At 46.2% G+C, this 16,244-nt stretch carries 8 protein-coding genes; all 8 read right to left on the bottom strand.

Going from position 1 to position 16,244, the window contains the following annotated elements; all coding sequences use genetic code 11:
* Positions 1-27 precede the first annotated feature (27 nt).
* The 8 genes from DWX61_RS13270 to DWX61_RS13230 all read right to left on the bottom strand — a co-directional run bounded on the left by DWX61_RS13270 (position 28) and on the right by DWX61_RS13230 (position 16,061).
* Entirely contained in the window at positions 28-6,069 is a 6,042-nt protein-coding gene (locus tag DWX61_RS13270) for a SpaA isopeptide-forming pilin-related protein (protein WP_182434003.1), read from the bottom strand.
* Positions 6,070-6,432: 363 nt separating this feature from the next.
* Entirely contained in the window at positions 6,433-7,350 is a 918-nt protein-coding gene (locus DWX61_RS13265; RefSeq protein ID WP_286188083.1) for a helix-turn-helix domain-containing protein, read from the bottom strand.
* A 1,446-nt stretch (positions 7,351-8,796) separates the two neighbouring features.
* A complete protein-coding gene (locus tag DWX61_RS13255; protein WP_118625721.1) occupies positions 8,797-9,660 on the bottom strand; it encodes an Rpn family recombination-promoting nuclease/putative transposase in 864 nt (287 codons plus the stop codon).
* A gap of 899 nt (positions 9,661-10,559) precedes the next feature.
* On the bottom strand, positions 10,560-11,852 hold the full coding sequence (gene murA / locus DWX61_RS13250) for a UDP-N-acetylglucosamine 1-carboxyvinyltransferase (RefSeq protein ID WP_021651440.1): 1,293 nt from the start codon (positions 11,850-11,852) through the stop codon (positions 10,560-10,562).
* A 199-nt stretch (positions 11,853-12,051) separates the two neighbouring features.
* Positions 12,052-12,564 (bottom strand): shikimate kinase, encoded by a 513-nt coding sequence (locus tag DWX61_RS13245; protein WP_044961515.1) that lies wholly within the window; start codon positions 12,562-12,564, stop codon positions 12,052-12,054.
* 65 nt (positions 12,565-12,629) lie between these two features.
* Entirely contained in the window at positions 12,630-13,445 is an 816-nt protein-coding gene (locus tag DWX61_RS13240; protein ID WP_118625719.1) for a flavin reductase family protein, read from the bottom strand.
* Between the two features lie 13 nt (positions 13,446-13,458).
* A complete protein-coding gene (locus DWX61_RS13235; protein ID WP_118625717.1) occupies positions 13,459-15,129 on the bottom strand; it encodes a putative manganese-dependent inorganic diphosphatase in 1,671 nt (556 codons plus the stop codon).
* A gap of 29 nt (positions 15,130-15,158) precedes the next feature.
* The gene (locus DWX61_RS13230; RefSeq protein WP_118625715.1) at positions 15,159-16,061 is read right to left on the bottom strand and encodes a 30S ribosomal protein S1; all 903 of its coding nucleotides are present in this window, start codon (positions 16,059-16,061) and stop codon (positions 15,159-15,161) included.
* Positions 16,062-16,244: the final 183 nt, after the last annotated feature.

The following is a 16,244-nucleotide window of genomic DNA, read 5'->3' as shown; positions in this document are numbered from 1 at the left end:
CTTCATCGGCCATTTACAATTAATGTGTTACGATCTCTTTGCTTCTTCCTCCCTTCGTTTATTATTTATAAACAACAGGAGTGCAGTTGCAAGAATCGCTACACCACTGATTGTAAATCCATAGGTTCCCGGTCCACCGGATTCTGGTAAGGAATAAAGTTTCGTGTTTTTAATTGTCAAAACATTCTTATCTTCATCCAAAGTCCACATTGACTGAGATTGAACTTCGATTGGGGTTCCATCTTCTTTAACAAGCGTAACTTTTCCAAGTCTTACCTGGAAATAGATACTAGTTCCTAATAATGAATATCCTTTTGGCGCTTTAATTTCTGTCAGTTTATACAATCCAGGTTTCAGATCCTTCAACTCAACAGTATCTTTCTCAATCTCGAATGACTTATAAGCATTACCGTCAAATTGCCCTGTAGTACCATCTTTTACTTCCAGTGTAAACTCTGCTCCACTCAATTCATTATTACCACTAGAATCAACTTTCTTCAGGTCAAGATTTACGGAATACTCGTTGGTGTAGGAAACCTTTCCCAATACACCTCCGTCAGCTGGATCATATTTGTAATCTGTTGAAATAACATCACTCTTAGTGCTAATACCATTTCCAAGAATAAATGTTGTTTTATTATCTTTTACTGAATTCTGACAATTTGTTTCCTCTACATCTGTAGCTGTAATCCTATATCCAGCCGGAACACCCTCTGATACAACATAGGTTCCTCTTGAAAGGTTGCTCAGTTTTTCTTTATCTGCAGCGGAAACCGTTCCTGTATCGGAGTTTGCTGGAACAGTAACAGTAAATGGACTGCCCTCAATTGCTTCAGCTTTACCCTTCTCAGTTTTTGTTACCTTAAACTGGAATGTTCGAGATTCAGAGGATTTTTCATTTACCTTCTTGATAATATCAATCTGACCGGAAATCACATGGATTTTGTAGATTCCATAAGGATTGTTATTATTTATTGCTTCCTGAATATTATCCTCTCCACCAGCAACATTATTACCTGTATTTTCCTTACTTTGCTTCGATGGAGCTCCGGCATCATACGTTACTTTAAGGTAGTAGTTTGTGTCCGCTGTTGGCTGTTTATCTGAATCACTTAATCGACTCAAATCATATACAGGATTTCCCTTTGTATCTGTTGCAACCGGCTGCGTACACTCCGAATTCTTATACCACTTCAACTGAATCTTACCAATGTCTGCTTTTCCAACCTTACCATCTTTATACGATGTTACCTCACTCGCATTAAATAACTCATTCCGAATTGCTTCATTTGTCGGAATCTCATCACCCTTGTAAATGGTAATTTCTTTATCGTTGATAAAAATCTTGGCATTTACATTAACCTTCGGCTGTGGCAAATAAATCTTCTCATTACCAAACGTAATATTGGATCCATCCCTCACATTGGTTGTAACATCATTTCCACCAATATAAGTATCTTTCGCTTTAATATTAAGAGATTTAGTCCATGGCTCCTTTTTATTCTTGTTTGGGATTGTAACATTCGTCCACTGTACCTGCCAGTTTCCATGAACCAGACTTACCACTCCGCCATTTTCAAGTGTAAGAGTTCCATTTGTAAGCGATTTTTCAGTAATGATATTTCCTTTATCATCAAGAAGATCAAATCTTGGATCAATCGTATCGGTAATGGTCGCATTTGTAATATCAATATCATTAAAGATTGTCTGCTCAAATGTTCTGAACAGTTCACTCAGACCGGCGGCATCATACGCTTCCTTAGCACATTCCGCACTGGATGCGATTCCCGGATAACCATTTGGTTTATCGCCCGCTAGGAATTTCTCAGCCCTCGATGAAAGTGCAAAGCCTATGGTATATATGCTAACTCCATTATCTTTTAACTTCTTTGCTGTAGCTTCTGCTCTATTTTGTGCAGCAGTGCTCCAAGTAGTTCCTTGTGAAATATCGTCAGAATTTCCCGTTGGCTCTCCATCTGTAAATAAAATAACATATTTAGGAAGTGTATCACCCTTTTCAGTTGCCTCAGTTAATTTATCATATGCATTGCTAAGGCCAAAATCAGGATCAGTTCCTCCATCTGCATTTAATCCATTTACTTTCTCAATTAATGTACCCTTATTATTCTCAAGTTCCAATAAATCAGTTGTTGTTCCATGCTCATTCCAACTAAATGTGGCAATTCCAATCTTACTATTTGATGATTTGTCAGCAGTCGAATTTATAAACTGTTTAACGGATTCTTTTAATGCATCGAGTCTTGTCATCTTTGTTGTAAAAATTTCACAATTTTCATACCGACTATCTGATATATCACGCCTTTTTAAACCTACGGAAATATAATATCTATTCTTATATTTCCATATCTGATAATACTCGTTATTATATTTTAAATAATATGTATTACCAGATTCTAAGCTACTTCTTCCTTCTTCTGTATTATCTGCTACTTTTTCATAAATAGCATTACTCATTGAACCAGATACATCCAATACAAGCATTATATCTGCTGCTCCAGTAACTACAGTTGATGAACTTCTACTCTTGGACGCTGCAGAGATATCAATCTGATACGTTCTGTTCTCCCAGTCTGTAACATGTGCTGTCTTTGAGTATTCCACATCAGATTCGATCAGTTCCTGATGCGTATAGTTTACAATGTGATAATAGCTATCCTTCGAATCTTCCTTAACTACTGTTTTACCATCAGCCTCATAAAGTGTGGCAACAACAGTACCTGCTTCATCCTTTTTAACTTTTACGATCCAGGTATTTCGATTCTCATAATTATCCGGAACCTTCGTTTCTGTTAAAGTATAAGTTCCTAAAGGAAGATTCTCAAATTTTATGATTCCATCGTTACCTGACTCTGCTGTATAAGTTTTAGAATTGTCATCCTGAGAAGTAAGAGTAAATCCTGCTCCGGATAAAGCCTCGCCTTTTGTATTGACTTTTTTGAAATCAAGTTCTGCAACACTGGCGAGTACATTGGTAACCGTTACCCATGGTCTACTGTCAACTGTAGCTTCACTAGAAATAACATTTCCCTTCTTATTTGTTGCTTTTTCCCCATTGATTAAAACCTGATCATATTTGTCATCTGATACATCAAGTTCTTGAACCCTATAATTCTTATTTTCCTCAAGTCCAGAGAAAGTTGCATGCTGACCAGGTTTCAACGTAAACACATTAGCGTAGGAAACGTCATTTATTGTTTCACTCTTGAACTTAACTTCGCTACCATCGCTTAAAATACCTGCAGTACTTGATGGAACATACTTCCTGTCGTCATTCTGAACAAGTAACTGAAATTTAAACTCTACATCTGCATACTTCTCTTTATCCGTATTACTCAACTGTTTTTCAACCGTAACCGACTTCTTCGGAACTGTTGGAAGATTGAACTTAAGCTTACAGTTGGAATCACCCTCACCTCTTTCGAGATAATAGAAATTAATTGTATGCATTGTATAATCTGCGAAACGATTCTCTCCGCTAACAAAATCTCCTGTTGTATTTGCATCAGCAAATAATTTTCTTAAATTTAGATTATTATTGTTACCAACTCTAACGTTGCCATTAGCAAAATTAATAGAACCAGACGCTGCATTGTGAATACCACCAATATCCAACACCAAAACGCCATCGATGTAAACCCATACATCATCATCTCCAGAAAACTCAAATACCATATCATTACCATTAATTTTTCCGTCTTTTGGCTGAATAAATTTAGCTGACATTGTCATACCAAAATGGAAATCTGGGTTTCCTGAAATTTCATAAATCCCCTTGTAAGTAGAATTACCTAATGTATTGAATGGAAAGAAACTTCCATGTTTCGAATCTTTTTGTAAATCTACTGCATTCTTACAAGATCCTGGTACATTATATACAGTAAATTTTCTTGTCTCTGTATCAAACTGTGCAAAATTTGTAGCACTATCATATTCATAGTAACCATTTGCATCTTTTTTAAATAAGTAATTTGCACCAGAATAAACCTCCTTGCCCTTGCCTGAATCTGTTTCTGTTGAGAATAAATACGAACTACTCTCGTTATCCCCCTTATTTAATGTCGGATATGAATCTGATCCCAATTTATTTCTCATAATGCCAGAATAGGGATCAGCTGACTCTGTCCACTTATTATAATCGCTTACTCCATTCTGTCCATCACTAAACTTCAAAGAATGACCTTCATTTATTTGATCGGTATTGTAATTAAACATATTGATAGTAATACCACTGGCAGCACTATCAACAGTGCTCTCCTCACCATAACTACCCGTTGTCTGTACAGAAGTGAAATCATCTGCCAACCATACAACTGAGAAAGTAGAAAAACTCTCTGTTTCAAAGTTTGCACTTTCAATCTCTCCATTGTCGGTTGTACTTACTTCAGCCTGTCCATCGTTGCTCATATTAACAACTTCTGTGACATTACCATTTGCATCCTCCACAAAATGTACCAGAGATACATTCATGTTTTCCTGTGCTGTATCTGTTTCAGCTACATCTTCTGGGATTTCTGCTTCTTTGTAGGCTATAGATACCCTGACACTTCCGTTCTGCGGTTCGATCTTAGTTCCATCGTCATTCAGAAAACTGATATCGTATGCAAGAAAACCTGCTACTGTATAACTCTCATTTTCTGCACCCTCGTGAAGCTGTTTCTCGATATCTGCATACTGGTCAGAACCTTTCTCGATCGGAGTCACAACAAACTGTGCACCTTCCGGAATAACGCCCTTCACTGCTGTTGCAGTTACAACTACATTACCAACTTCCTGAGAATAAGAAACTTCTTCGCTTTCCTGCACATCCTCAGGCTCTTCTGCCTCATCACTGCTGTCAACAACCTGTGCCATATCACTTCTTATGTAAGCCTCGGTTCCTTCCCAGGAAACCTTGTACCAGGTTGCTCCGTCCTCTGCTGTTACGGTATCCAGAAGTGTGAGCTGTGTTCCTGCGTTTACAGTTGCCAGAACCTCTGCCTCGACAGATGGACTGATACGAAGATTCGTATCGTCTCCCAGAACCTCGATCAGGCTTGTCTCACCATTCTCATCTGCTGCCGGAACATCCTCCGGGCTCTCAATATCCTCTGCCGGTTCTTCCACCACATCCGGATCCTCTGTCGGCGCTTCGGTAGGTTCAGCATCCGGATTCTCCGCCGGAGCCTCAGAAGGCTCTGCCTCAGGAGTTACCTCCGGATTCTCTGCTGCCGGTGTCTCAGCTGCATCCTGCTCAGGCTCGTCCGAAATATCCACTCCGTCCGTAAGCTCCTCTGATGCGATAGACACCTCGTCCCCATTACCGGAAACAGCTTCCGCCTCGACATCTGCTGTCTCAGGAGAATCCCACATAACGGCAAAAACAGCTGCGTTGCCAGTCTCAACCTGAAGTGTCTGGATCTGTTTGCCCTCGTTGACATTCAGAACCTTCAGATCCTCGTTGGCCTGTAAGGTGTTAACATCAGTATCACCGGTACTGCTGTTATAATGAAGCTTCTCAACGGTTACACTCGTGCTGGCTGCATCGGTAAGCTCCGGTGCTGCCGGTGTCTTGTACTCAAATGTTACTCTGACTCTGCCGTTCGGCTCGACTCTGTTTCCGTCGCCATCAGCAAAATACACATCATACGCAAAAAAACCTCTCAGGCTGCTGCCCTTGTCTGTAGCTGCTGCTGAAAGCTTCTGAGAAACTGTATCATAAGATACGGATGAATTCTCGTTTACGCCGTCAGCCTTCAATGCTGTATTCTGCGGAAGAGCTCCGTCCTCCAGTGCCTCTGCTGTTACTTTAACAGAATCATTTTCATATGTAAGCGTCGATTGCTGCGCCTGTTCCGTTTCCTCCTGGTCAGCGCTGCTTACATCCGGTGTCGATTCTTCGGCCGCTGGTTCAGATGTAAATTCGCCATCTGTAAATATATCCTCCGTTCCATCTCCGAACGCCTCACTCGCGGAGATCGTATATGCACTCGGCATACAGGATACCATCAACGCCAAAGCCACCATAAATGCCAGGAGTTTTCTGATCTTATTATTCCTTAATTTCTTCATACCTTTCCCGCTTTCCTGTGTGTGCATTAACGTGTACTGTATTTCTTATTACTTTACTTCTGTTTATATTCCTTTCTCTTAAAAAAGCTTCATGTTTTTAGCCGGTGAGTAAACAGGTTACACCTTTACAATATTTTACCCTTATGTGATTGTAGTGTCAATATACCAGACATTTTTGGTAAGGATACTGACATTATCAGATGCTATCGAAAATCAGCCTTCAACTCCTCCTTCTTAACTTACTCGTTCACTGGTTCTTTTCGCCTGATTTTTCAATAAAATCTGACTATTCGTGGTATTTATTATACAACACTAATAGTTGTTTTGTAAGGCACTTTTTTTCATAAAAAAGTGCCTCTGTCACTATTTTAACATGAATTTCTTCAGCTCATCCCGCTTCTTGACATTCAGCTTGCAAAAGATATCCGTAAGGTAATGCTTGACAGTATTAATGGAAATCCCCAAATGCTCTCCTATCTCCTTATTGCTCCATCCCCCACTTGCCAGCATGGCAATAGAAAACTCCATCGTCGACAGCTCCCCCGTAACCTTTCTCCGGTTTTCCGGATTATGAAGCGCCATCCAGCCCCTGCTGAAAGAAATCACCCCTTTCGTGATACGCTGATACGCCTCCGGATCCCGATTCCGGATACAAGCCTCGACCAGCCCCCGCAAAAGCCCATGATGCTCAATAAAAGGCTCCAGAAAACCATCCATCTTCGCCAGCTCCCAGCTCCGGAGCATCTCCTCCTGCGCCTCCTGCTTATGCTTTCGGTTTATCGCACACACCGCCATCATACAGTGGATATACGTCATACTGATCGGATACGGCCTCTCCGCCATAAACAAAGCAGCCTTCCCCATCCCATAAGCACTCCATATCTCCCCGTTAAGATAAGTATGGTGCGCCATCACATACGTGGCAAAAAGCCTCAGCCGCTCAGGAAGCATCCTGCTGTACTCCCCAAAAGCAGGCATCTCATCCGTAGGCAGATGAAGCAAAACCGCCCCCACATACCCCGCCAGAAGACAGGACGCATAAACATCCGCAGGAACCTTTTTCTTCATAGCCAGCTTCAAACAGGACTGGATTCCCTCCATCCCCCGCTTAGCCGCCGCCACATTCCCCAGCGTCAGATTAGAATACCCATACAAAATACACGCCGAAAGCCGCAGCTCAATAACCCTGCTGGACAGATACCCCCTCGTGATCTCACAACACTCCTCAGCCCGCCCCGTAAAATAAAAAAGCTCAGCCCGCGCAATATTCCTCAAATCCACATCCACAAACCCCTCAACAACCTCCCGAGCCCTCCCAGGCTCAAAAGACGAATTCAAAAGCGGCAAAACCATATAATCACACAAACAACCCACTCCCCTTCCAAAACCCAGGCAGCCCCCCAAAAGACCACCCTCAAAACCAGACCAACACAAACATCCGAAGCCATCACACAGCCCGCAGCAACACACATCCGAAGTTCACACAGCCCCCGCAGCAACACACAGCCGCAGCTCTTCTCTCAAGCCACTCATCTGCACACATCCAAAGCTCACACAGCCCCTGCAGCAACACACATCCGTAGACCTTCTCTCAAGCCTCTCATCTGCACACATCTAAAGCTCACACAGACCCTGCATCAACACACATCCGTAGACCTTCTCTCAAGCCTCTCATCTGCACACATCTAAAGCTCACACAGGCCCTGCATCAACACACATTCGCAGCTCTTCTCTCAAGCCTCTCATCTGCACACATCCGCAGACCTTCTCTCAAGCCTCTCATCTGCATACATCCGCAGCTCTTCTCTCAAGCCTCTTATCTGCACACATCCAAAGACCTTCTCTCAAGCCTCTCATCTGCACACATCCAAAGACCTTCTCTCAAGCCTCTCAAAAAAGTCACCATAACTCCAGATATCAATCAACCAATCAGGCCAACCATCTTTTTCCATAATTATAATCCAAAATCCCCCAAAAATAAATTTAAATATTACACAAAAACTCCACAAAAAACACCACAACACATCCACCCCAGCGCCGATGCCACCCCCTTCGTCAAACCACAAGGAAACTCAGCCTTTGCAGCCATCCAGCGCAGCGCTGATGGCCCATCACCTCCCGGCAAACCACCACCCCTCACACCCCCAAAAAACAGAACGGACAGACTGCCAGCGGGACGGCTGCATGGTCGGGACCCGGTGCGTCGGAGTAAGCCGCTGGTCATACTTGGCGCCTGGGGCTTCTGACGGGAAGGTACTCTGCGGCCACAAGCCGCAGAGTAAGCCCCATCTGTCTGAGCCAGGTACGCATCAGCGTACATGGCGAGTTATGGGGCGCCCTGCACGACAGGCGCCTCAGACGCCTAGAATGACCCGGCGAAACGACCGCACCAAGCACGACCATGCAGCCGCCCCGCTGGCAGTCTGACCGTTCGTCCCTCCCTCCATTCATCCCACAAAAAAAGAGCCCCCAGGCCCAAACACCCAGGAACTCTCCCAAAACCAAACAACATCATCTACCCCTCCGCAGCTTCCTCAACTCCCTCTCCAACCGATCCGCACGCGCCTTCTCCCTCAACGTATTCACCCTCTCTTCACTCCGACCCTGTTCAATCCCTTGACTGATTCCTTGACTGATCCCCTGACTGATCCCCTGTTCAATCCCCTTATTAATCCACATCTGCTCAATCTCAAAACTCTTCATATACGCTACCGTAACCTTTCCGCCTCAAACATCTCTTCTACCTCTTCGCAACTTCCGCAGCTTCCTCAGCTCCCTCTCCAACCGATCTGCACGCGCCTTCTCCCTCAACGTATTCGCCCTCTCTTCACTCCGACCCTGTTCAATCCCTTGACTGATTCCTTGACTGATCCCCTGTTCAATCCCCTTATTAATCCACATCTGCTCAATCTCAAAACTCTTCATATACGCCACCGTAACCTTTCCATCCTCTTTAACAACCCTGACCATCTCCAGCAACTCCCTCAAAACATCATTTACCGCATTCACCTCCCTGGTATCCTCCATAAACCGAAGCAGCGCCGCCAGCTCCTCCGGCACACCCGCACCATCCCCCTTCGTATTCAGAAAAACCGTCCTCAGCCCATCATCATACTCCATCTCCGGAACCTCCTCACACATATTCCGGATCGTATACACCATCCTACCCCGATCAAACGGATCATACGAACAGACAAAGATCACAAAAACCCTCTTAAGCTTCCCAAAACCCTCACCCTTTTTCAAACACCGGCTGTCAATGATCGCATGATAAAACCTCACCCGCTTCGGCAGATCCTTCAGACTCACAACATCATCATTATTATCCGGCTCAATATCAAAAACAGAAGGATCCGCCAAAACATCCATCAGCTCCTCCTCAGCCAGAACATCAAGCCGCGCCCCGCGAAAACCCTCATCCCGGCCACCAAAAGCCCTCTGCGCAACAACCCGCAGCCTCCCGATCTCACGCCCCAGCACCACCTGCAGCAGCAACCTGCAAAACCTCTCACCAATACCAGGAAACGTCATCACCGCGTTAAACAAAAAATCATCCAGAAGATTCATATCCTCAAGCCGCTTCCTCTGCATAAGACTCCTCCTTTCACTATGATGGCAAAAGAAAAAACCTCACACAACCAACCGGCTCCTCCCCGCCATATTTATACAACCAACCATATGGGGATCAGATAGCCGAACGGCCCAGAATGTTCCCAGATATGTATCTTCAGTATAACCACCCCACCATCAAAAGTCAACAAAAACCCTTCGACAAAAACCGCCAAAACCTCATTCCACTGCATCCACCACAGCGCCGATGCCCACACCCTCCCGGGACACCACAAGGAAACTCAGCCCCTGCAACCATCCAACGCAGCGCTGATAGCCCACACCCTCCCAGCACACCACAAGGAAACTCAGCCCCTGCAGCCATCCAGCGCAGCGCTGATGGCCCACCACCCTCCCAGCACACCACAAGGAAACTCAGCCCCTGCAGCCATCCAGCGCAGCGCTGATGGCCCACCACCCTCCCGTCAGACCACCACACCTCACACTCCCAAAAACCAGAACGGACAGACTGCCAGCGGGACGGCTGCATGGTCGGGACCCGGTGCGTCGGAGTAAGCCGCTGGTCATACTTGGCGCCTGGGGCTTCTGACGGGAAGGTACTCTGCGGCCACAAGCCGCAGAGTAAGCCCCATCTGTCTGAGCCAGGTACGCATCAGCGTACATGGCGAGTTATGGGGCGCCCTGCACGGCAGAAGACTCAGACGCCTAGTATGACCCGGCGAAACGACCGCACCAGGCACGACCATGCAGCCGCCCCGCTGGCAGACTGACCGTTCGTGCCTCCATTCGTCCCTCCCTCCCCACCCACACAAAAAAAAGAGCCCCCAGGCACAAACACCCAGGAACTCTCCCAAAAACGCAAAACTCAAATTTCCAATCATCATCAATCGTTACCAGTCATTACCAGTTGTCACCAACCATCACCCAACACGCAGCCGAAACTTCTGAATCTCCTTCTCACTGGAAACCCTCTCAATCTCAGCCCCAAGACTCCTGAGCTTCTCCTCAAAATTCTCATACCCACGCTGGATATAAACAATATCATCAACAACCGTAACACCCTCAGCAGCCAGCCCCGCAATAACAAGCGCAGCCCCCGCACGAAGATCCGGCGCACTCACACGCGCCCCCGTAAGCTTCCTCACACCATCAATAATAGCAGAGTTCCCCTCCACCTTAATATTGGCACCCATCCGTGAAAGCTCATCCGCATACTTAAACCGGTTCTCAAAAATACTCTCAGTAACAATACTCGTACCCTCAGCCAAAGCTAAAGTAACCGCGATCTGCGGCTGCATATCCGTAGGATAACCAGGATAAGGCAACGTCTTCACATGCGTACGATGAAGCACATGCGGCGCACGGACACGAACCGCATCATCAAACTCCTCAACCTCACACCCGATCTCCTCAAGCTTAGCCGTAGTAGCTTCAAGATGCTTTGGAATAACATTACGAACAGTAACATCACCACGAGTAGCCGCAGCAGCAAACATAAACGTACCAGCCTCGATCTGGTCCGGAATGATCGAATACTCCGTACGATGAAGCGTCTCAACACCACGGATACGGATCACATCCGTACCGGCACCCTTGATATTCGCCCCCATACTGTTCAGGAAATTCGCCACATCAACAACATGCGGCTCCCTCGCAGCATTCTCAATGATCGTACGACCAGCCGCCATAGAAGCAGCCATCATGATATTAATAGTAGCACCAACAGAAACCACATCCAGGAAAATATGGCTACCATGCAGATTCTCCGCCTTGGCAACAATAGCACCATGACAGATATCAACATCCGCACCAAGAGCACGGAAACCCTTCAGATGCTGGTCGATCGGCCTGCTGCCGATATTACATCCACCCGGAAGCGGAACCTCCGCATGCTTATACTTACCAAGCAAAGCACCCAGAAGATAATAAGAAGCACGGATCTTCTTGATAAACTCATAATCCACGCTGAGATTGCCGATAGTAGAACCGTTGATCTTTACAGTAGACTTATCAATACGCTCAACCTGAGCCCCGATCTCGGAGATCGCCTCAAGCAGAACATTGATGTCCCTTACATCTGGCAGATTCTCGATCAATATAGTTTCATCAGTCATAATGGCTGCTGACAATATCGCAAGCGCCGCATTCTTCGCACCAGCAATATCCACTTCTCCAACCAGAGGATTGCCGCCTTTAATCACATACTGTTCCATAACACACCTCTATTATTTACTCCTCTATGAGCAGAAACTTTCTCTGAATTTACTGCAGGAACAAACGTTCCGCAATACCGTTTTTTAGGTCAGTTGTATATTATAACACATATTTCAGATTTGTAAACAATTTATGACGAAAACCTGTCACAACCCATGACCCGAAACACTCCAGCAAACCGTTTCCACAAGCCAACAGTTACGCCTTATCTCCCCTGTTCTTCAATGCCTCAAGCACAACCTGGAGACTCCCCTCCAGATCCTTATCCTCTTCATCCACCACAATATCCGCATATTTCTCATACAAAGGAACACGCTCATCATAAAGACTCGCCAGCGTCTGTCCCTCCTTGAGCACGACTCCACGTCCCTTAAGATTACCAAGACGCCTGGAAAGAAGCTCCAGCGAGATCTTAAGATACACCACAACACCCTCAGACTTCAGATGCTGCATAGCCTCATCGCAGTAAACCACACTTCCACCGGTAGCGATCACCGTATTCTCCACCTGGATCGAAGCATTCACACGATTCTCGATCGCCTTGAAGCCTTCCGTCCCCTCATCCGCGATGATCTCACTCAGAGTCCTTTTCTCCGCCTTCTGGATCAGAAGATCTGAGTCAATAAACTGGTAACCAAGTACCTTCGCAAGTACGACACCGATGCTGCTCTTCCCCGCACCAGGCATCCCTATCAGTGTAATATTATTCATACTGTACCCTTTCATTTTAGCATAACAGCTGCCAAATCTCAACAAACGTTACGGCTCCGCAGAACCTACCGTTTCTCTCTCCCGGCCTTTCCCGACATCTTTAACTTCCCTGACATTCCTGGCTTTCCTGACGTCTTTAACTTCCCTGACGTCCCTGACTTTCCCGACGTCTTTAACTTCCCTGACGTCCCTGCCTTTCCCGACATCTTTAACTTCCCTGACGTCCCTGACTTTCCCGATGTCTTGAACTTCTCTGACATCCCTGGCTTTCCTGACGTCTTTAACTTTCCGGCCATCTCTGCCTTCTCCGATTTCTGCTGCTTCTTCTTTACGCTATAGCCAAAGGTTCCCACTTTCCGGCCACCCGCCAGATACTCCCCATGGGAATAGACCAGAAGACCTGCATCATTGAGACAAAACCTGTTATTTTTATCCATATAAGCTTCATCCGCATGGACCGCAAGCACATCAGCAAGAAACATGTCATGAGACCCCAGCTCCTTCACCTCACGCACCCTGCACTCGATTGAAACCGGAGCCTCCCCGATCATCGGTGCAGAAACAAACTGCGCTTTCTCTTTCGTAAGGTTCAGCTTCCGGAACTTGTCCACATCACGTCCAGAACGGACCCCGCAGAAATCCGTTGCAAACGCCAGCTCCTCCGTTGTCAGATTGATCACAAATTCACCCGTTTTCCGGATCATATCATAGGAATAACGGGAAGGTCGGACAGAAATATAAGCCATCGCCGGATTGGTACACACCGTACCCGTCCACGCAACCGTTATGATATTATCGTTCCCCTCACCATCGGTAACACTCACCATTACAGCCGGCAACGGATAGATCATGTTCCCCGGCTTCCATAACTGTTTCGCCATTTTCCGTCACCTCTTATGCATAATCGCTGTTCATCATCTGAGCAGCCTCCATCATAGCCGGGATCAGCTGCTTCTTTCTGGAAACCACACCCGGCAGACTGAAGGTATCTCCATCCGGTTTCCGCTCAAAAGCGATCTCCGCCATCTGCTGGCTGCCCTCCCCGTAAAACAGAAGCTCTGTAGACTCCTCCAGGATATTCGTCAGCATAAAATAAACTCTCGTGATATCATGACGACCACACTCACTCACCATAAACGGCATCAGCTTCTCTTTGATCTCCTTAAGCTCCTCGCTGTCCATGGAACTGATCTGACCAACACCAAAGGAAACATTACCCTCACCGATAAACTTCTTGTAATCCTGATAAAAAATCTCCTCCGGAGACTTATCCTTCAGATTACTTCCCGCAGAAAACATCTCCCGGGCAAACTCCTCGATCTTGATCCCCGCGATCAGCGCAAGAGCACTGGCAGCGATCTTATCCGTCTGCGTACAGGTCGGTGAACGAAACATCAATGTATCGGAAATGATAGCCGCACAGAGAAGCCCCGCGATCTTTTCCGGGATCTCCAGTCTCTGCTCTCCGTAGATCTCATAAAGGATCGTGCCCGTACATCCCACCGGCTCATTACGAAAAGCAACCGGCGTCATGGTCTGCAAGGTACCCAGCTTATGATGATCAATGATCTCAAGGATCTCCGCCTTCTCGATATTATCAACAGCCTGATCCACCTCATTATGATCCACAAGAACCACTTTCTTTTTATGCATATCCAGAAAATTACGTCTGGAGATCGTACCGATACACTTACCATGAGGATTGATCACCGGAAACGCTCTGTGACGGTTTTTGATCATAACATCCTGGATATCATCCGTAAAATCCTCGGTATTAAACGTAACCATGTTATCCCGCTTCATAACAAAGCTGACCGGAATACTCTGGTTGATCAGACGCGCAATATTAAACGTATCATACGGAGACCGGATGATCACGATATTCTTCTCATGAGCAAGCTTCACAACCTTCTCGGAAACCACGATATTCAGCCCCACGATGATACAGCTTACATTCTGGCTGATCGCCTGAAGATGATCCTCCTCACGGTCACCCATGATGATCATATCATTCTCCTCAACGTAGCCCTCCAGCATCTTCGGGTTGGCAGTACCGACAAGCACACGCCCCTTCACAAAATATCCGTGCCCGTTACCTTCCACCACTTCACCGCCAACAGTCTCGGCAATTCTCCGATACTGCGTCCTCGCGTTGGAAAGAAGATAACTGTCTGTAGTATCCATATAGGTCTTTGCGATATCACCAATAGTCACAAGCCCCTCCAGACACCCATCCTTATCCCGGATTGGAAGAGAAACGATCCCGTTCTCCTGCATCAGATCCCAGGTATTCTTCAGCGACATACTCTTATCCGCCTGCGGACTGGTCCGAATATCCATATCCTTGACCTGAGTACCGATATTTCCCAGATAAGCCGGCGGCTGTACGCCAAAACGGTTCAGCACATACCTGGTCTCCTCATTGATCTGCCCCGCTCTCTTCGGGATATATTTTTTATTCTGCGTAGTTCTGTTTTTAATATCCGCATAAGCAATAGCCGAACAGATGGAATCCGTATCCGGATTCTTATGTCCGATTACAAATATTCTCTCCGGTTTTTTCATACACATCCATCCTTTTTCATCCAAAATAATTATAATTTAATATTTGCAAACAAAGCACCCAGGGAAGTAGTAGCCTCTTCCCCCGACTCCGGAAGCTCAAAAGACTCCTCCTCAACCTCCTTAGCCATCAGATCCGATGCCTCTTTAATACTCAGGCTCAACTTACCATCCTTGATCGCGATAACCTTCACCTTAACCTTATCCCCAACATTCAAAACCTCAGAAGGCTTCCGGATCCTCTTCTCACAGATCTGAGAAATATGCACCAGCCCGGAAACCCCGTTCCCAAGATCCACAAAAGCACCATACGGCTGCAAACTCTCAACCGTACCCTCAGTCACAAAACCAACCTGGATATTGGAAATCTTATTCCGTCTCTCCACCTCAGCCCTCTCACGAAGAATCTCCCTGGCCGAAAGCACCAGCCTCTTCTTCGCCTTATCAGCCTCGATAACCCGCACCTGGATCGGCTTATTCAGAAACACCTCAGTATCCTCAACAAACTCCAGATCAAGCCTGGATGCCGGAATAAACCCACGGATTCCCTCAACATAAGCAATGGCACCCCCGTTAACGATCCCCTTCACAACAACATCCAGCACCTCACCCGAATCCTGAAGCTCCTTCAGCCTGTCCCAGGCAAGCACATCCGCAGCATCCGCTCTGGAAAGAAGAATATTCCCCTGACCATCATCCCTGCGAAGAACCATCGCCTGAACCTCATCCCCCGGCTGAACAGCCTCTTTAATATTAAACCCCGGCACCCGGGAAAACTCCTCCACCGGAATAAAACCCTCAGCATAAAACTTAAGGTCAAGAACAACCCCCGACTCATCCACACTCACAACAGTCCCTGAGATAATATCACCCTCATCGATCCTCTTAAAAGAAGCCTCCAGCTCCCTCTCAAAATCCTTCATAGACTCCGCCATATCCAGACCTCCCATTCAAACAAAAAACAAACCACCGCCGCCCCCAAAAACAGCCGACAGCACTATAATCCTAATCATTATAGCATGCACACCCCACCCGCGCTATATTTTTTTCCACAAGCCCCAGAGTAAGCCCCATCTGTCTGAGCCAGGTACGCATCAGCGTACATGGCGAGTTATGGG

The sequence above is a fragment of the Ruminococcus sp. AF20-12LB genome (assembly GCF_003478985.1).
Taxonomy (GTDB): domain Bacteria; phylum Bacillota; class Clostridia; order Lachnospirales; family Lachnospiraceae; genus Blautia_A.
Note: the sequence above shows the minus strand (reverse complement) of the source record. Positions and strands in the feature narration are given on the sequence as shown.

Bases quoted from the DNA above. Each gene is read 5' to 3' on its own strand.
- DWX61_RS13270 (WP_182434003.1), bottom strand. From the start codon at position 6,069: ATGAAGAAATTAAGGAATAATAAGATCAGAAAACTCCTGGCATTTATG.
- DWX61_RS13255 (WP_118625721.1), bottom strand. From the start codon at position 9,660: ATGCAGAGGAAGCGGCTTGAGGATATGAATCTTCTGGATGATTTTTTG.
- murA (WP_021651440.1), bottom strand. From the start codon at position 11,852: ATGGAACAGTATGTGATTAAAGGCGGCAATCCTCTGGTTGGAGAAGTG.
- DWX61_RS13245 (WP_044961515.1), bottom strand. From the start codon at position 12,564: ATGAATAATATTACACTGATAGGGATGCCTGGTGCGGGGAAGAGCAGC.
- DWX61_RS13240 (WP_118625719.1), bottom strand. From the start codon at position 13,445: ATGGCGAAACAGTTATGGAAGCCGGGGAACATGATCTATCCGTTGCCG.
- DWX61_RS13235 (WP_118625717.1), bottom strand. From the start codon at position 15,129: ATGAAAAAACCGGAGAGAATATTTGTAATCGGACATAAGAATCCGGAT.
- DWX61_RS13230 (WP_118625715.1), bottom strand. From the start codon at position 16,061: ATGGCGGAGTCTATGAAGGATTTTGAGAGGGAGCTGGAGGCTTCTTTT.